13 protein-coding genes are annotated in these 16,892 nt (G+C 64.0%); 1 reads left to right on the top strand and 12 read right to left on the bottom strand.

From position 1 onward, the window contains the following. Positions 1-31: 31 nt before the first annotated feature. The 3 genes from DOM33_RS09840 to secA form a co-directional block, all read right to left on the bottom strand. Positions 32-985, bottom strand: a complete 954-nt coding sequence (locus DOM33_RS09840) for a Nudix family hydrolase (RefSeq protein ID WP_110668420.1) — start codon at positions 983-985, stop codon at positions 32-34. Between the two features lie 85 nt (positions 986-1,070). After that, on the bottom strand, positions 1,071-2,279 hold the full coding sequence (gene argJ, locus DOM33_RS09835) for a bifunctional glutamate N-acetyltransferase/amino-acid acetyltransferase ArgJ (protein ID WP_110668418.1): 1,209 nt from the start codon (positions 2,277-2,279) through the stop codon (positions 1,071-1,073). Between the two features lie 24 nt (positions 2,280-2,303). Beyond that, a complete protein-coding gene (gene secA / locus DOM33_RS09830; protein ID WP_110668416.1) occupies positions 2,304-5,051 on the bottom strand; it encodes a preprotein translocase subunit SecA in 2,748 nt (915 codons plus the stop codon). A 467-nt stretch (positions 5,052-5,518) separates the two neighbouring features. Between secA and DOM33_RS09820 the strand changes: the two genes are divergently transcribed. After that, a complete protein-coding gene (locus DOM33_RS09820; protein ID WP_110668414.1) occupies positions 5,519-5,986 on the top strand; it encodes a DUF721 domain-containing protein in 468 nt (155 codons plus the stop codon). A gap of 109 nt (positions 5,987-6,095) precedes the next feature. Here DOM33_RS09820 and lpxC read toward each other — a convergent pair whose 3' ends face one another. The 9 genes from lpxC to mraY form a co-directional block, all read right to left on the bottom strand. Next, entirely contained in the window at positions 6,096-7,007 is a 912-nt protein-coding gene (gene lpxC / locus DOM33_RS09815; protein WP_110668412.1) for a UDP-3-O-acyl-N-acetylglucosamine deacetylase, read from the bottom strand. A gap of 116 nt (positions 7,008-7,123) precedes the next feature. Further along, positions 7,124-8,293, bottom strand: a complete 1,170-nt coding sequence (gene ftsZ / locus DOM33_RS09810) for a cell division protein FtsZ (protein ID WP_110668410.1) — start codon at positions 8,291-8,293, stop codon at positions 7,124-7,126. Between the two features lie 31 nt (positions 8,294-8,324). Continuing rightward, positions 8,325-9,596, bottom strand: coding sequence for a cell division protein FtsA (gene ftsA / locus DOM33_RS09805; protein WP_110668408.1), 1,272 nt, complete (start codon positions 9,594-9,596; stop codon positions 8,325-8,327). Positions 9,597-9,922: 326 nt separating this feature from the next. Then, positions 9,923-10,654 (bottom strand): cell division protein FtsQ/DivIB, encoded by a 732-nt coding sequence (locus DOM33_RS09800; protein ID WP_110668406.1) that lies wholly within the window; start codon positions 10,652-10,654, stop codon positions 9,923-9,925. 34 nt (positions 10,655-10,688) lie between these two features. Continuing rightward, complete coding sequence (gene murC / locus DOM33_RS09795) at positions 10,689-12,098, bottom strand: UDP-N-acetylmuramate--L-alanine ligase (RefSeq protein ID WP_239495326.1); 1,410 nt, start codon at positions 12,096-12,098, stop codon at positions 10,689-10,691. Between the two features lie 34 nt (positions 12,099-12,132). Next, on the bottom strand, positions 12,133-13,218 hold the full coding sequence (gene murG / locus DOM33_RS09790; protein WP_110668402.1) for an undecaprenyldiphospho-muramoylpentapeptide beta-N-acetylglucosaminyltransferase: 1,086 nt from the start codon (positions 13,216-13,218) through the stop codon (positions 12,133-12,135). Next, on the bottom strand, positions 13,215-14,414 hold the full coding sequence (gene ftsW / locus DOM33_RS09785; RefSeq protein ID WP_110668400.1) for a putative lipid II flippase FtsW: 1,200 nt from the start codon (positions 14,412-14,414) through the stop codon (positions 13,215-13,217). The genes murG and ftsW overlap by 4 nt, the downstream gene beginning before the upstream one ends. Further along, on the bottom strand, positions 14,408-15,805 hold the full coding sequence (gene murD / locus DOM33_RS09780; protein WP_110668398.1) for a UDP-N-acetylmuramoyl-L-alanine--D-glutamate ligase: 1,398 nt from the start codon (positions 15,803-15,805) through the stop codon (positions 14,408-14,410). The genes ftsW and murD overlap by 7 nt, the downstream gene beginning before the upstream one ends. 4 nt (positions 15,806-15,809) lie before the next feature. Continuing rightward, positions 15,810-16,892 (bottom strand): phospho-N-acetylmuramoyl-pentapeptide-transferase, encoded by a 1,083-nt coding sequence (mraY, locus tag DOM33_RS09775; RefSeq protein ID WP_110668396.1) that lies wholly within the window; start codon positions 16,890-16,892, stop codon positions 15,810-15,812.

Here is a 16,892-nt window from a genome sequence, read left to right as displayed (position 1 = left end):
GGCTCGTGGCTCGTGGCTCGTGGCTCGTGGCTCAGCGATCGTCGCGCCAGAAATCGCGAATCGAAGCAATCCCCTGGGCGCCCACCGCTCGCGCTTGATCGGCGTGGTGACGGGTCATACCGCCAAGAGCGAACACCGGCATCGCCGCCGTTTCGGTCATCTGCTGGAAGTCGTGCCAGCCAAGCGTCACCGCATCCGGATGCGACGGCGTCGGCGCCAGCGGCGAGAGGGTGACGAAGTCGCAGTCGACCTCCGCGGCCTGGGCGAGCTGAGCGTCGTTGTGGGTCGAGGCGGACAGCCACTTGTGATTGGCGATCGGCCGGCGCGAAAGCGACATCAGTCGTTCGCTGGTCAGATGGATACCGTCGGCGTCGATCCGCTCGAGCCACTCGGGGTCGGCGTTGAGCAGCAGCCTGGCCGAGTAGCGCCGACAGAGCGCCAGGGTCTTCTGGGCGCGCGCCTGGTAGGCGTCATCGTCCAGCGACTTGGCGCGCAGCTGCACCAGCTTGATGTGATCTTCCTTGAGTGCGCGCTCCAGGCGCTGGAGGAAAACCTCATCGTCCGACGTCTCGGCGGTGACCAGGTACTCCTGCGGCAGCGCCACGGCGCGCAGAATCGGTAGATTGGCGGCCGGAAAGGCGTAGTTCGGCAGATCGTCGACGTCGACCCAGCGCACCGGCTGGTTTTCGCGACCGTAAGGCTCGCCTTCGTACTCGCGCACCTGCCAGACATCGAGCAGGATGTGCTTGTCGGGATATTCGTGATGTACCCGGATCAGCGGCTGGGCGCGCTGGATCTGGACGCCGAGCTCTTCCCCGAGCTCGCGCTTGAGCGCTTCGAAGCCGGTTTCGTAGGGGGCGAGCTTGCCACCGGGGAACTCCCACAGACCGCCCTGGTCGGCAGTGGCCGGACGGCGGGCGATCAGCACGCGGCCGTCGTCGCGAATGATGGCCGCAGCCGCTACATGGACCCGTCTCTTGATCATCTTGCTAAATCTCGCACCTTGAGGCTCGCTTGGTGGGTGATGCTCGTCGTCGATCGACTAAGGGCGCGGTCGAGTAATCGCGCCGTCAGCTGCGGTAGTCCGCATTGATCGAGACATAGTCGTGGGACAGATCCGATGTCCAGACCGTGGCGACGGCGTCGCCCCGGCCGAGCTGAATGCGGATGGCGATCTCTTCCTGTGCCATCACGCGGCTGCCGGCCTCTTCCGTGTAGCTGTCGGCGCGGCCGCCGTTTTCGACCAGACGCACGTCGCCGAGATCGATGCCGATGCGCTCGACATCGAGAGATTCGACCGGTGCTCGGCCGACGGCGGCGAGAATGCGCCCCCAGTTGGCATCGCTCGCGTAGAGCGCCGTTTTCACCAGCGGCGAGTGCGCAACGGTAAACGCCACCGCCCGCGCTTCCTCGACGCTCGTCGCCTGTTCGACATCGATGGTGACGAACTTGGTCGCTCCCTCGGCGTCGCGAATGATCGCTTGGGCGAGATCCGTCAACAGCGCCGTCAGCGCGGCGCGAAAGCGCTGCTCGTCTTCGGCGGTCTCGACCGACGGGCCGCGGCCCGTGGCGATCACTGTACAGGCGTCGTTGGTGGAGGTATCGGAATCCACCGTGATGGCGTTGAAGGAGACCTTCACCGCCTCCTGCAGCCAACCGGTGAGCGCACTGGCATCGATCGCGGCATCGCAGGCGACGAAGCCGAGCATCGTCGCCATATTGGGACAGATCATGCCCGAACCCTTGCTGATGCCGTTGAGCGTGACCGTGCCACCGCTCAACTCGACCTGGCGCGTCGCCCCTTTGCTGCGGGTATCGGTGGTCAGAATGCCTTCGGCGGCGGCGGCCCACTGATCTTCGCCGAGCGCGGCGAGGGCCGACTCGAGACCGGCGGCGATTCGCTCCACCGGTAACGTCTCGCCAATGACGCCGGTCGAGAACGGCAGTACCGCCTGGGGGGCGACGCCGGTCAGCTCGGCGAGCGCGGCACAGCAGCGCTCGGCGTCCTGCAGGCCTTGCGCGCCCGTACCGGCGTTGGCATTGCCGGTATTGATCAGCAGATAGCGCGTCGACGTCGCGGCCAGATGCGCCTTGGCCAGGTGCACGGGCGCCGCGCAGAAGGCGTTACGCGTGAACGTCGCCGCGACGCTTGCGGATGTCGGGATCTCGATCACCACGAGATCCCGCCGCCCCGGTTTCTTGATACCGGCGGCGGTGGTACCGAGGCGCACGCCCTCGATCGGCGGCATGGTGGGAAACGTCCCTTCGCCTACTGCCATTGTTCGACTCCTCGAGGACCGCGATCAGCTCAGCTTGCCGTGGCACTGTTTGAATTTCTTGCCCGACCCGCACGGGCAGAGATCGTTGCGCCCGACCTTGGGCGACTCGCGACGCACCGGCTGTGCACTCTCGTCTTCGTCGGAGGCTTCACTGGCGGTCTCGCTGGCCTGAGCGGTCTGCTCCGCCGCGGCGATCGCGTCTTCGTGGACCGGCTGACTGGCAGCCTTTTCTCGTTCGAGCGTTTCACGACGCTGACGTTCGAGATCCTCGACCTCCTCCTGGCGGCGAACCTGGACGTGGCTCAGCACTCGCGTCACATCGTGCTTGATGTTGTAGAGCAGCGACTGGAACAGCTCGAACGCTTCGCGCTTGTACTCCTGCTTGGGATTCTTCTGGGCGTAGCCGCGCAGGTGAATACCGCGGCGCAGATGATCCATCGACTGTAGATGCTCTTTCCAGCGCGTATCGAGCACCTGGAGCATCACCTGCTTCTCGAAGCGGCGCATCATCTGCGGACCGATCGCCTCCACCTTGGCGGTATAGAGGCCGCGATGCTGATCCTGCAGGCGCTGGCGCAGGGTCTCTTCGTTGAAGCTCTTGTCCTCTTCGGCCCACTGCACCAGCGGCAGATCGAGGTTGAACTCCTGCTTGAGCTGGTCCTGCAGGCCGGGAAGATCCCACTGCTCGGGCAGGCTTTGCGGCGGCACGTAGTCGGTCAGCGTCTGCTCGAGGACCTCGTCGCGGATCTCCAGGACATTGTCGGAGATCTCGTCGGCGGAGAGGATCTCGTCGCGCTGGTCGTAGATGACGCGGCGCTGATCGTTGGCCACGTCGTCGTATTCGAGCAGCTGCTTACGGATATCGAAGTTGCGCCCCTCGACTTTCTTCTGCGCTCGCTCGACGGCGTTGGACACCATCTTGTGCTCGATCGCCTCGCCGCGCTCGAGCCCCAGCGCGCCCATGAGCCGCTGGACGCGGTCCGAGCCGAACAGGCGCATCAGGTTGTCTTCGAGCGAGAGGAAGAAGCGTGTCGACCCCGGGTCCCCCTGGCGACCGGCGCGGCCCCGCAGCTGGTTGTCGATACGCCGCGATTCGTGGCGCTCCGAGCCGACCACGTGCAGACCGCCGGCGGCGAGCACCACGTCATGACGTTCCTGCCATGCGGCCTTGATCTCAGCGATCTGCGCATCGGTGGGGTCGTCGAGCTTGGCGACATCGCTCTCCCAGCTACCGCCGAGCATGATGTCGGTACCGCGGCCGGCCATGTTGGTGGCGATGGTGATCGCCCCGGGGCGACCCGCCTGGGCGATGATCTCGGCCTCGCTCTGGTGCTGCTTGGCGTTGAGCACGCTGTGCTGGATGCCCTGCTCGCGCATCAGTTTGGCGAGGTATTCCGACGTCTCGATCGAGGCGGTACCCACAAGCACGGGGCGGCCGGCGTCGCGTTGCGTCTTGACGTCCTCGATAATCGCCTCGAATTTCTCCTCGGCGCTCAGATAGACGAGATCGTTGAGATCCTGACGCGCGAGCGGCCGGTTGGTGGGAATCACCAGGACGTCGAGACCGTAGATATGGTTGAACTCGAACGCTTCCGTATCGGCGGTACCGGTCATGCCGGAAAGCTTGTCGTAAAGCCGGAAGTAGTTCTGGAAGGTGGTCGACGCCAGCGTCTGGCTCTCGCGCTGGATCGGCACGCCCTCTTTCGCCTCGACGGCCTGGTGCAGCCCTTCCGACCAGCGTCGACCCGCCATGGTGCGGCCGGTGTGCTCATCGACGATCACCACGTTGCCGTCGGAGACGATGTAGTCCACGTCGCGGTGATAGAGGCTACGCGCGCGCAGCGCAGAGTGGATGTGCTGCAGCAGTCCCAGATTCTGAACCGCGTAGAGCGAGTCGTCCTGTTTCAGCAGGTCGGCGTCGCGCAGCAGCTCCTCGAGCCTCTGGTGTCCCTCTTCGGTCAGCTCGACCTGCTTTTGCTTCTCGTCGACGATGTAGTCACCGCTCGCGGGGTCTTCTTCGTCGGTGCACTGCACGAGCTGTTTCGAGAGTGTCTGCATCGTGCGATAGAGCTCGACGTTCTCCTCGACCGGACCGGAGATGATCAAGGGTGTCCGCGCTTCGTCGATCAGGATGGAGTCGACCTCATCGATGATGGCGAAGAACAGCGGGCGCTGAACCTTGTCCTGCAGCGAGAACGCCATGTTGTCACGCAGGTAGTCGAAGCCGTACTCGTTGTTGGTACCGTAGGTGATGTCGCAGGCGTAGGCCTTGCGCTTCTCTTCCGTCGGCTGACCGGAGGCGATGACGCCAACGCTCAGGCCCAGAAATTCGTAGAGCGGCCGCATCCAGTTGGCGTCACGGCTGGCGAGATAGTCATTGACCGTCACCACGTGCACGCCTTTGGCGAGCAGCGCGTTGAAGTAGACCGCCAGTGTGCCGACCAGCGTCTTGCCCTCGCCGGTCTTCATCTCGGCGATGCGCCCTTCGTGGAGCGCCATGCCGCCGATGAGCTGCACGTCAAAGTGGCGCATGCCAAGGACGCGCTTACTCGCTTCGCGAACGACGGCGAACGCTTCGGGGAGCAGCGCGTCGTGCTTCTCGCCCTTCTCGAGACGCTCTCGAAATTCCGTGGTCTTCGCTGCGAGCGCGGTATCGCTCAGTTCGGCGATCGCGGTCTCGAAGGCGTTGACCGATGCGATCTGCTTGTGCATGCGTTTGACGTCGCGGTCGTTCTTGGATCCGACCAGTTTGCGTACCAGTACGTTGAACATTGTTTCTTCCTGCGCGATTTCGATATGCGTCACCGTCGTGAGCGCCAGTTAAAGCCACGAGAATCAGGCAGGCACTGGTGGCCCCCGACGTAGAAATGCCAGCAGGGCGAGGGTCGGCACGCTAAGAGGTGCAGTGTAGAGGCTCGCGGTCGATGCCGGACGGCGCGGCTGAGGCCATGGATGCGCTGCGGGCTTTCGCAATACGCGCCGGGATTCGGCGCGAATGGCCTCCGGCGCCATGAGGTAGATCTGCGTCAGGCGCTCGGCGAAGCGCAGTGCATCCGCCTGCGACAGGCTCGCGGGCAGGAGACAGCCCACCAGGACACTGGCCAGCCACCAATGAGCTCGCTGCCGGGGGCGCCATATCTTGGCGCCAAAACCGGTCTGCGATCGGGCCGATGTCATACTGTCGACGAACCCCGCGTCGTGATAGGTTGAGTGGGTCTTTCCCCACTGCGTGCAAGCCGATGAGTATAAAGGCTAAGCGTTTTCGCGCCCAGCCCGTTTCCCGCCTCCTGGGTCAGCCCGGCGAACTGGGTGACGTCATGCGCATGGCGACCCTGATCGATCGCGCCCAGTCCCATCTGCGCCAGCATCTCCCCGCCGACGTCGCCGAGCATGTCCACGTCGGGGGCTATCGTGATGGCGTACTCACGTTGATTACCGATCGTGCTGCCTGGTTGACCTGGCTTCGATACGAACAGCCGCGCCTGCTGAAGCTACTGCATCAGCTGCCGGGATTCGAAGCGGTGATGAAATTCTCTCTCAAGGTACGTCCCGTGCGCCCTATCAAGGCGATACCGAGGCAGACACGTCGGATGACTCCGGCCGGCGCCGATGCGCTGACGCATTGCGCCGAGGGTCTCGAGGATTCTCCCCTCAAACAGGCCCTCTCCCGACTGGCCTCGCACGCCACCGACCCCGAAGAGCATTAGCGACACGGCGGCAAGAGCGCCTGCCGACACCGTGCAAAACTCACGCCTCAACGTAAAACGCCGACCCAGCTAGGGTCGGCGTCATCGACTGCGACTTGGCTAAGCGCAATCAGGCCATCGCAGGCGCCGCGTATGAGATCGGCGCAGCCTGTGTCGTCTCTTCGAACGTCACGATCTCGTACGCCTCGGGATGCGCCAGCAGCTCGCGGCAGAGCTGGTTGTTCAAACCATGCCCTGATTTATAGCCTTGGAACTCGCCAATCAAGCTATAGCCGAGCTGATAAAGATCCCCGATAGCGTCGAGCATTTTGTGCTTGACGAACTCGTCTTCGTAGCGCAATCCATCCTGGTTCATGATGCGGTAGTCATCGACCACGATGGCATTGTCGAGACTGCCGCCAAGGGCCAGGTTCTGAGAGCGAAGAAACTCGAGATCCCGCATGAAGCCGAAGGTCCGGGCGCGAGAGACCTCCTTGACGAAGGAGGTCGTGGAGAAATCCACGGTTGCCGTCTGCTTCTGCTGTTCGAAGACAGGATGATCGAAATCGATCGCGAAGCTGACCTTGAAACCATCGTGCGGCAAAAAAGTGGCCTGCTTGCCGTTGTCGCTAACGGTGATCTTCTGCTTGATACGGATGAACTGCTTGGGAGCTGACTGCTCGGCAATACCCGCGGACTGGATCAGAAAGACGAACGGGCCGGCACTGCCGTCCATGATCGGCACTTCCGGTGCGCTCAGTTCGACGTAGGCATTATCGATTCCCAACCCTGCGAATGCCGACATCAGATGCTCGACGGTCGCGACTTTGACACCGCCTTCGGATAGCGCGGTGCACAGGTTGGTATCGGTCACGCGCTCGGCGTGAGCGGGGATGTGAACGACCGGATCCAGATCGGTGCGCACGAAAACGATGCCCGTATTGGGCGCTGCCGGACGCAGCGTCAGATACACTTTTTCCCCGGAGTGGAGACCAACGCCCGTGGCGCGGATCGTGTTCTGCAACGTTCGTTGTTTGATCATGAGCATCGACCTGGCAGTCAAATGGTTTGGAAACGGTGTTCACTATAACATCGAACACCTGTTTCAACAAACTGTTCGACGTGACAGAGTGATGTTACCCCTGTGACAAATCGTTATTAATCTGCTTGGCGGCGCAGAAACGCGGGAATGTCGAGGTAATCGTCCATATCGGCATTCTTGCGCTTTTCGGCCTGCGGCTTCTTGGCCGACTCCTGCTGTTCGGCACGCGCGGCCTGCTGACGCATCACGGCCGGCTGCTGCAGCTTGCGGTAGTCGGTCGGCTCCGGGCGTGACGCGGCGGTTTCCCGCGGGATCGCCTTTTCCTTTTGCGCGTCCAGGCCGGCGGCAACGACGGTCACACGCAGCTCGTCGGACATTTCCATGTCGATGGAGGTGCCCACCACGATGGTTGCATCCTGCGAGGCGAACTCTTGAACCGTCGCACCCACATCGTTGAACTCACCGATGGAGAGGTCCGGGCCGGCGGTGATGTTGACGAGGATACCGCGCGCGCCGTGCAGATCGATGTCCTCGAGCAGCGGGCTGCGAATCGCCTTCTCCGCGGCTTCACGAGCACGATTCTCGCCGGTGGCCGAACCCGTCCCCATCATTGCCATGCCCATCTCGGACATCACCGTACGCACGTCGGCAAAGTCGACGTTGATGATACCGGGGCTAGTGATGAGTTCTGCGATCCCCTGGACCGCACCCAGCAGCACGTCGTTGGCGGCGCTGAAAGCGGTGAGCAGGCTGGCATTCTTGCCGAGCACCGACAGCAGCTTCTCATTGGGAATCGTGATCAGCGAGTCGACATACTCCGAAAGCGCCTTCATGCCCTCTTCCGCCGCACGCATCCGCTTGGGACCTTCGAACGGGAACGGGCGCGTCACCACGGCGACGGTCAGGATACCGAGCTCTTTGGCGACCTGTGCAACGACTGGCGCACCGCCAGTGCCCGTGCCACCGCCCATGCCGGCGGTGATGAATACCATGTCGGCACCGTGGAGCATCTCCGCGATACGCTCGCGATCCTCCATCGCCGCCTGACGGCCGACTTCGGGGTTGGCGCCGGCTCCCAGGCCTTTGGTGATCTCACCGCCAAGCTGGAGAACGGTTTTCGCCGCCACGCGCTTGAGCGCCTGAGCATCGGTGTTGGCGCAGATGAACTCGACGCCCTCGATGTTACTCTCGACCATGTGATTGACGGCATTGCCGCCACCACCGCCGACACCGATGACTTTGATGACTGCACTACTAGAAGGTGCGTTATCTACTAGTTCGAACATTGCCCCGTCTCCAAGACCGCTTGGCGGCCTGTCAGAAATTTCCTTTAAACCAGCCTTTGATTCGCTCTAACGTCGGAACCTCATCCTTGGTTCCGCGCCGGGGAAGATGCTCTTCCCGCTGAGGCTGGGCTGATACTGCGCGAGAGTGCTTGGCGTCTTGCATGCCGTAGAGTAACAAACCTACGCCAGTCGAATAAATTGGGTTGCGTACCACGTCCGCCAGGCCCTTGACGTTGTAGGGGCAGGCAATGCGCACCGGCATGTGGAATATCTCCTCGGCCAGTTCCACCACCCCTTCCATACGCGAGGTTCCTCCGGTAAGGACGATACCGGCTGCGATCAAATCCTCGTAGCCGCTACGCCGCAACTCTTCTCGAACCAGCGTGAAGAGCTCTTCGTAGCGAGGCTCGACCACTTCGGCCAGCGCCTGTCGCGAGAGATCGCGAGCGGGTCGCTCGCCGACGCTCGGCACCTTGATCATCTCGTCGCTGCTGGCAAGCTGGGTCAGCGCACAGGCGTACTTGACCTTGATGTCCTCGGCGTACTGTGTCGGCGTCCGCAGCGCCATGGCGATGTCATTGGTGACCTGATCACCCGCGATCGGAATGACTGCCGTGTGCCGGATAGCGCCTTCGGTGAACACCGCGATATCCGTGGTACCGCCACCGATATCCACCATGCAGACGCCGAGCTCACGCTCGTCTTCGGTCAGCACGGCATGGCTCGAGGCGAGCTGCTCGAGAATGATGTCGTCGACCTCGAGCCCGCAGCGGCGGACGCACTTCTCGATGTTCTGGACCGCGTTGAGCGCCGCCGTCACCAGATGCACCCGCGCCTCGAGTCTCACGCCGGACATGCCGAGCGGCTCTCGAATGCCTTCTTGGGTGTCGATGGCGAACTCCTGGGGAATCACGTGCAGAACACGTTGCCCCTCGGAGATGGCGCGCGCCCGCGCGGAGTCGATGACACGCTCGATATCGGTCTTCGCGACTTCCCGCTCCTTGATCGCCACCACGCCGTCGGAGTTCATCGAACTGATGTGACTACCGGCAATGCCGACGTAGACCGAGTGAATATCGCAGCCGGCCATCAGCTCGGCTTCTTCCACCGCGCGTTGAATCGACTGCACGGTCGACTCGATGTTGATGACCACACCCTTTTTCATCCCGCGGGAGGGGTGAGAGCCAATCCCGGCGATTTCGAGACCACCATCGTCGGTGGGTTGCCCCACGATGGCGACCACCTTGGATGTTCCGATATCCAGCCCGACCACCATGTTGGAAGCGTTGGATTGTCCTGCCATAGGTCGGGATCGCTCCTCAAACTCTACCGATAAATCCGATAAAAATGGGTCAATAAAAAATCGCGCTTATTATAAGAACAAGACGACCTTTCCCACCAGCCCGTGCTGGGAATAGGGGCTACGTTAAGCCCTTTTTCAGTAAAAGTGAAATGCATAAAGCGTGAACCGAATTCTGCAATGGATGTGTTGCCGAACGGCTACGCAAAAAAGACCCGTATGCGACTCGAGAGTGCGTCCCGCTTGCACCTCGCCTGTAGGAAGACCGATGCCGCTGACCCCGTCCGCCATGCTAACGGTGGCGCCGTTCGCGGTTCAGGGATCGACACTCACTGTTGCGAGTTCAGCTGATCCTCGGTCAACGTTTCACCGTGCCAGGCGACAGCGACGCCGTTGGGATAGCGCAAATCGATGTAGCGCATTTGCGACGCCTGCTCACCGAGCTGACGCTTCCAGGCGGCGATGAATCGCGCCAGACGCGCATCGAGATCGTTACGCCCCAGAATCACCCAGGCACCGTCATCGACCTGAAACCGCCAGGCACCGCGCGGCTCCAATCGCAGCTGGGTGATCTCCAGACCGAGATCCGACAGCGTCCGACGCAGCGAATCGTAGTAGGAAAGCACTTCCCGACCGCTATCACGCGGCCCCCCCAGATCGGGCAGACGCTGCCCGAACTCGGTGATCGGCCCCGGCCGGAATGGCTGCCCCCGGCTGTTGAGCAGCGCATCGTCGTTCCAGCGCGCCACCGGATCCTGTTCGAAGAGGTCGAATCGAAGCGCGTTGGGCCACTCCCGAGACACCTTGACCTCGCGCAGCCATTCGATATCCCGCGCTTGCTCACGCAGCGTGGCCAGATCCAGCGACAGCCAAGTCCGCCCTCGCACCAACGGCGCCAACTGCTGTTGCAGGTAGCTCGCCGTCACATGGTCGAGATCGCCGCTGATGGAGACGCGAGCGATGGGTCGGTCCAGCCAGAGCCAGAGCGCCTTGCCGCCGGCACCCAGCAGCACAACGATCAGCAGAACGCCCATTAGCGTCGCGCGTGCGCCGGCGTTCATGACGCCATCCTCTGATGCGGCTCGCTCGAAACGATCAAAGCTCGACCTCGTCCAGGCGTAGCTGGCTCGCCGCCAGTCGCTGCGCGATGCCGCCGACATCCCCTGCGCCCTGGGTAATCAGGATGTCGCCTGGGCGCAACACGCGCGCCAGCAGATCGGGCAGCGCCCCTTTCTCTTCGACGAATAGGGGATCGACCTGCCCCCGTTGTCGGATCGACCCGGCGAGCGTCTTGCCCTCCGCGCCCACGATGGGTGCCTCGCCAGCGCCGTAGACGTCGAGCAGCAGCAGCGTGTCCACGCCAGAAAGTACGCGCACGAAATCCTCGTAGAGATCCCGCGTACGCGTATAGCGATGCGGCTGATAGACCATCACCAGTCGCCGTGCCGGCCAGCCGCCGCGGATGGCACGGATGACCATCTCGACTTCGCGGGGATGATGGCCGTAGTCGTCGACCAGCATCACCTCCCCGCCTTCGGGCAGCGCATAGTTGCCGTGAACCTGGAAACGACGACCAACCCCACCGAAACTCGCAAGCCCCTTGATCACATCGGCGTCGCTCACGCCCGCGTCGGTCGCCACGGCGATCGCCGCAAGTGCGTTGAGCGCGTTGTGCTCGCCCGGCATGGCAAGTTCGATCGACAGCGGCGCCCGACCGTCAGGGCGCTCAGCGGTGAACCGGATCACCCCCGCCTGCTGGGTGAAATCGCAGACGCGATAGTCCGCATCCTCGCTGAAGCCATAGGTAACGAAGTGCCGCTGGACCCTCGGCAACAGCTCGCGCACGTTATCGTCGTCGAGACAGAGCACCGCACGACCATAGAACGGCAAGTTGTGAAGAAACTCGACGAAGGTCGTTTTCAGGCGGGTGAAATCGCCGTCGTAGGTCGCCATGTGGTCAGCATCGATGTTGGTCACGATCGATGTCATGGGCTGGAGATGCAGAAAGGAAGCGTCGGATTCATCGGCCTCGGCGACGAGATAGTCGCCCTCACCCAGCCGCGCGTTGGTCCCGGCGCTGGTCAGCTTGCCGCCGATGACGAAAGTCGGGTCGAGCCCGGCTTCGGCCAGCAGCGTCGAGAGCAGACTGGTCGTCGTCGTCTTGCCGTGGGTTCCCGCCACCGCGATGCCGTGACGAAAGCGCATCAGCTCGGCGAGCATCTCCGCCCGACGCACCACCGGCACCCGATGCGTACGTGCCCACTGGATTTCCGGGTTGGTGGTATCGACCGCCGTCGAGACCACCACGACGTCGGCGCCGGCCGCGTTGACCTCGGCATGCCCGATGGCCACACGAATGCCGCAGTCGCGAAGATGGTGCGTCACCGCCGACTCCCGAAGATCGCTGCCGCTGACGGTGTAGCCCTCGTTGGCGAGCACCTCGGCGATGCCGCACATGCCGACGCCCCCGATCCCCACGAAATGAATACCGCGGATGCGTCGCATGCCCAGGTGCGATCGCGCCGGGCGGGATTGAATGCTATCGCTCAAAGCCGATCTCCATGCAGCCCTCGACCATCCGATCGACGGCATCGAGGTGTGCGACTCGACGTGAGGCCAGCGCCATGCGGGCGAGCACCTCGGGATCGAGTAGCGCCTCGAGCGCCGCCGTCAGCCGTTCGACGCCGAGCGCCTCTTGTTGAATCAATTCCGCGCCGCCCGCCTCGACGAGATAGCGCGCGTTGTGCGTCTGGTGATCATCCACTGCGTGCGGAAACGGCACCAGCAGTGAGGGTTTGGCCGCCGCCGCGAGCTCCGCGATGGTCAGGGCGCCGGCGCGACAGACGATCAGATCCGCCCAGGCGTAAGCCGCTGCCATGTCATCGATGAAATCACTCACCTCGGCCTCCACCCCCGCGTCGCGATATCGCGCGTCGGTGGCCGACTCCTTGTCGCGTCCAGCCTGGTGACGCACCTCGGGCCGCGCCGTCTCGTCGAGCGCTGCCAGTGCCGGTGGCAGCTTGTCGTTGAGTGCCTGAGCACCGAGCGAGCCACCGAGCACGAGCAGGCGCAGCCGCCGCCCGTGCATCGCTTCGACCGTTCGTGGCTGCTTGCCGAGATCGATGATCTCCTGGCGCACCGGATTGCCCACCACGACCGCTCGCTTGCCGGAGAACGCCTCCGGAAACGCCGCGTAGACGCGAGTTGCCAGATGCGAGAGGGTACGATTGGTCAGCCCGGCCACGGCGTTCTGCTCGTGAACGACCAGCGGCCGGCCGTCGAGCCTCGCCGCCAGCCCGCCCGGGCCACTGGCGAAGCCCCCCAGCCCGACCACGAGCTGCGGATCGAAACGCCGGATGATGCCCCGCGCTTGCCATACCGCCCGGCTCAGCCGCCAGGGAATCGAGAGCCAGCCGGCGAGACCGTTGCCGCGTAGCCCCGCGACATCGATTCGATTGAGCGCGATACCCGCCGCCGGCACCAGCCGGTTTTCGATGCCGCGGGGGCTGCCCAGCCACTCCACCTCGATGCCGCGGGCGACGAGCGCGCGTGCCAGCGACAGTGCCGGCACCACGTGTCCACCGGTGCCCCCGGCCATGATCAAAACGCGGCGCAGCGCACTCATGGCGTATCCTCCTCGGTAGGCTTCGGCGCCTGGGCGGCGGGAGCCGGTCGCCGACGACGGACCTCCGCATCGGCACGAAACAGCATCGCCACCATGACGCCGCTGACGATGAGACTCGAGCCGCCGTAGCTGAGCAGCGGCAACGTCAGCCCTTTCGTCGGCAGCATGCCCGAGCTTACAGAAATATTGATGAAGGCCTGCGCCCCGATGACCAGCGCAATGCCGTAACAGAGGTAGGCCGCGAAAGGCAGGCCGGCCAGCTCCGCCTTGCGACCGATGCGGAACGCACGAAATACCAGCAGCGCGAAGAGCAGGATCACGCCGACGGCCCCCAGAAGCCCCAGCTCCTCTGCCAGCACCGCGAACACGAAGTCGGTATGCGCTTCCGGCAGATAAAAGAGCTTCTGTACGCTGTTCCCCAGCCCCAGCCCCGTCCAGTGTCCGCGACCGAAGGCGATGAGCGCCTGCGTCAGCTGATAGCCGGTGTTGTACTGATCCGCCCAGGGGTTGGCAAAGCTGGTGATCCGCTGCAGGCGGTACGGCTCGGCCACCGCGAGCATCACGGCACCGCTGCCCACGACGGCCATGATCAGCAGAAACCGCCACAGCGGCGCACCGGCGAGCAGGAGCATACCCATCACGCAGCCCGTGAGCACCACCACTGCGCCGTAGTCGGGTTCGAGAATCAGCAGAAAGCCCACGAGCGCCATCACCGCGAGCGGCCGCAGAAACGCCCCCCACGTGCGACGAACTTCCGGCAGGAAACGCTCCAGGTAGCCCGCGATGTAAACGATCATGCAGAGCTTGGCGACCTCGGAGGCCTGAACGTTGATCAGCCCCAGCGGAATCCAGCGACGACTGCCGTTGATCTCACGCCCCACGAAAAGCACCGCGAGCAGCAGCAGCAGGCCGACGATCAGTAGCGCCGGCCCCTTGTCCCGCCACCACTCGAGCGGAAAACGCACCGCCACCAGACCGACGGCCATCGCGCCCAGCACGAAGATGCCGTGACGCATGCTGAAATACCACGGGTTACCGGTCAGGCTGGTGGCGATTTCGGACGAGGCGGACGTCACCATGACCCAGCCGATCAGCATCAGCGACAGAGCGGACAGCAGCAGCCAGCCGTCGAACGCCTGGCCTCGCGTCGTGAAGCGGGCCTCCAGCCCTTTCAGGCTCTCCACGTTCTTCAGCATTCGACCTCCTCACCGCGTGCGAGAACGCCACGAAACGCCTCACCTCGCGCCATGTAGTTGGGGAACTGATCGAGACTCGCGCAGGCCGGTGACAGCAGCACGCAGTCGCCCGGCTCGGCGATGGCGGCGGCACGGCGCATCGCCTCCGCAAGCGTTGTCGTTCGGCGCGTCGTCACTCGTGCCTGCAGCGCCGTCTGCAGTCGCTCGGCGTCCTCGCCGAAGAGAATCGCCTCCCTGGCGTAGCGGCCCAGCGGCTCCGCCAGCGGCGTGAAATCCGCACCCTTGCCGACGCCGCCGCCGAGCCAGATCAATCTGCCGACAAGTGACCCTCCGAGCCCCTCGATGGCGGCGAGCGTGGCGCCGACGTTGGTCCCCTTGGAGTCGTTGATCCAGCGCACCCCGTTGCGCTCGACCACCAGCTCGCCCCGATGCGGCAGACCTTGGAAGCGCGAGAGGACGCGGCGCATCGCCGACCAGGGCACGCCGAAGGTGTCGGCGATCGCCGCTGCCGCCAGCGCATTGGCGAAATGATGACGACCGATCAGCGCCAGTTCGCTCACCGGCATCAGATGCGCCTCGCCGCGGGCAAGCCAGGCCGGCGCCTCGGGGGTCGCCGAGACGACGCCCCACTGGCCGGCGGCCGGCGGCTCGGCAGTGAAGGTGACGACGTCCGGCAGGTGCCGCTCCGGGCGGGTCGCCGCATCCTCGGCGTTGACCACCGCATGACGCGCGCCGTCGAAAATACGCGCCTTGGCCGCACGATAACCTTCCAGGTCGCCATGGCGATCCAGATGATCCGGCGAGAGGTTGAGAAACGCCGCGCAGTAGGCGCCCAGACGCCGCGTGGTCTCGAGTTGAAAACTGGAGAGTTCGAGCACGAAACACTCGGCATTGGAATGGTCGATCAGCAGATCGAGTGCGGCATCGCCCAGGTTGCCGCCCACCGCCGCGTGAATCCCGGCCTCGGCGAGCATCTCGCCGACCAGCGTGGTGACGGTGGACTTGGCATTGGAGCCGGTGATCGCGATGATTGGCACCCGGCACTCGCGCACGAACAGTTCGATCTCGCCGACGATCCGCGAGCGGACCCCATCGAGACCGGCGCGGGCGATATCGATGCCGGGGCTGACGACGATCTCGTCGAAGGCGTCGAAATCGAGCGCGTCGAGGTGACCCAGTTGCAGATCGACCTCGGGGTGGGCGGCGCGAATGGCCTCGAGCCCCGGCGGCGCTTCGCGGGTATCCGCCAGCGCGAACGACGCCCCTTTTGCCTGCAGGAAACGGGCAATGGCCCGACCCGACACGCCGAGACCGACGACCAGCCGATGGCGTGGTTCCGCTGACGACTCGGGATCGGCCTCGCTGAGGGGGCTTTCGCGTCGATCGCTCATGGCATCAGCGCAGTTTCAGCGTCGCCAGTCCCAGGAGGACCAGCATCACGGTGACGATCCAGAAACGCACGATGACGCGCGGCTCGGGCCACCCCTTGAGCTCGAAGTGGTGGTGCAGCGGTGCCATGCGGAAGATACGCCGCCCGGTGAGCTTGTAGGAGCCCACCTGCAGGATGACCGAGACGGTCTCCATCACGAACACGCCACCCATGATGAACAGCACGATCTCCTGGCGCACGATCACCGCGACCACGCCCAGCGCCGCCCCCAGTGCCAGTGCCCCCACGTCACCCATGAAGACCTGAGCGGGGTAGGTGTTGAACCACAGAAAGCCGAGTCCGGCACCGGCAATGGTGCCGCAGAAGACCGCGAGCTCCCCGGCCCCCGGCACTTCGGGGATGTGCAGATAGTTGGCGAATACCGCGTTGCCGCTGGCGTAGGCGAACACCGCCAGTCCCATCGAGACCAGCACCGTCGGCATGATCGCCAGTCCGTCCAGGCCGTCGGTCAGGTTGACCGCGTTGGAGCTGCCGACGATCACCAGATAGCTCAGCAGGATGTAGAAGACGCCCAGCGGCATCACCACGTCCTTGAACAGCGGCACGATCAAGCTGGTCTCTACCGGGCTCGCGGCCGTGAGATAGAGGACCGTGGAGACCCCGAGGCCGATCACCGACTGCCAGAAGTACTTCCAGCGCGCCGGCAGCCCGCGGGGGTTCTTCTCCACCACCTTGCGGAAATCGTCGACCCAGCCGATCGCACCGAAACCGAGCGTCACCACCAGCACCAGCCACACGTAGTGATTGGTCAGGTCGCCCCAGAGCAGCGTGCTCACGGCGATCGAGATCAGGATCAGCGCCCCGCCCATGGTCGGTGTTCCCGCCTTGGAGAGATGCGACTGCGGACCGTCGTCGCGCACCGCCTGCCCGATCTGGCGTTCGACCAGACGCTTGATCATCTGCGGTCCCATCCAGAGGCTCAGGAACAGCGCGGTGAGCGTCCCCAGAATGATGCGCAGCGTGAGATACCCGAAAACGTTGAAAGCGCTTTGGACATGGGTCAGCAGTTCAGCCAGAAAAAGCAGCAT

The sequence above is a fragment of the Salinicola halophilus genome, from assembly GCF_003206155.1.
Lineage (GTDB): Bacteria > Pseudomonadota > Gammaproteobacteria > Pseudomonadales > Halomonadaceae > Salinicola > Salinicola halophilus.
The sequence above is the reverse complement of the archived record's forward strand: the minus strand, read 5'-3'. Positions and strand labels throughout refer to the sequence as shown.

Coding starts and splice junctions, on each gene's coding strand:
- murC (WP_239495326.1), bottom strand. CDS start 12,098: ATGCGACGCATCCGCGGTATTCATTTCGTGGGGATCGGGGGCGTCGGC.
- murD (WP_110668398.1), bottom strand. CDS start 15,805: ATGAGCGATCGACGCGAAAGCCCCCTCAGCGAGGCCGATCCCGAGTCG.
- murG (WP_110668402.1), bottom strand. CDS start 13,218: ATGAGTGCGCTGCGCCGCGTTTTGATCATGGCCGGGGGCACCGGTGGA.
- lpxC (WP_110668412.1), bottom strand. CDS start 7,007: ATGATCAAACAACGAACGTTGCAGAACACGATCCGCGCCACGGGCGTT.
- argJ (WP_110668418.1), bottom strand. CDS start 2,279: ATGGCAGTAGGCGAAGGGACGTTTCCCACCATGCCGCCGATCGAGGGC.
- DOM33_RS09800 (WP_110668406.1), bottom strand. CDS start 10,654: ATGAACGCCGGCGCACGCGCGACGCTAATGGGCGTTCTGCTGATCGTT.
- secA (WP_110668416.1), bottom strand. CDS start 5,051: ATGTTCAACGTACTGGTACGCAAACTGGTCGGATCCAAGAACGACCGC.
- ftsW (WP_110668400.1), bottom strand. CDS start 14,414: ATGCTGAAGAACGTGGAGAGCCTGAAAGGGCTGGAGGCCCGCTTCACG.
- ftsZ (WP_110668410.1), bottom strand. CDS start 8,293: ATGTTCGAACTAGTAGATAACGCACCTTCTAGTAGTGCAGTCATCAAA.
- mraY (WP_110668396.1), bottom strand. CDS start 16,892: ATGCTGCTTTTTCTGGCTGAACTGCTGACCCATGTCCAAAGCGCTTTC.
- ftsA (WP_110668408.1), bottom strand. CDS start 9,596: ATGGCAGGACAATCCAACGCTTCCAACATGGTGGTCGGGCTGGATATC.
- DOM33_RS09820 (WP_110668414.1), top strand. CDS start 5,519: ATGAGTATAAAGGCTAAGCGTTTTCGCGCCCAGCCCGTTTCCCGCCTC.
- DOM33_RS09840 (WP_110668420.1), bottom strand. CDS start 985: ATGATCAAGAGACGGGTCCATGTAGCGGCTGCGGCCATCATTCGCGAC.